1 pseudogene is annotated in these 296 nt (G+C 63.9%); it reads right to left on the reverse strand.

The annotated features are described in order from the left end of the window. Positions 1-296: pseudogene (locus P0G09_RS19345) on the reverse strand (AAA family ATPase); the annotation flags it as partial.

Consider the following 296-nt stretch of genomic DNA (forward strand, 5'->3'; position numbering starts at 1 on the left):
CGGCGTACTTCTCCATATACTCGCTCATATCCAGCCGGATCAGGGGGTCGGGGCCGTCAAAGAGCTGGTTTGCCAGCTGCTTCACCAGCTCCGTCTTGCCCACGCCGGTGGGGCCCACAAAGATCAAGCTGGCCGGACGGCGGCGGCCCGAAAGGTCGGCGCGGCTGCGCTTGACCGCCTGCGCCACCAGATGCACGGCATCGTCCTGACCGATGATCTTCTTTTACAGCTCGGTCTCAAGGCTGGCGAGCTTTGCATACTCGGTCTCCCGGATCTTCACCGCCGGGATGCCCGTC

Origin of the sequence: Faecalibacterium sp. DFI.5.82, assembly GCF_029076575.1 — a bacterium.
In the GTDB taxonomy this organism is placed as follows: domain Bacteria; phylum Bacillota; class Clostridia; order Oscillospirales; family Ruminococcaceae; genus Faecalibacterium; species Faecalibacterium duncaniae.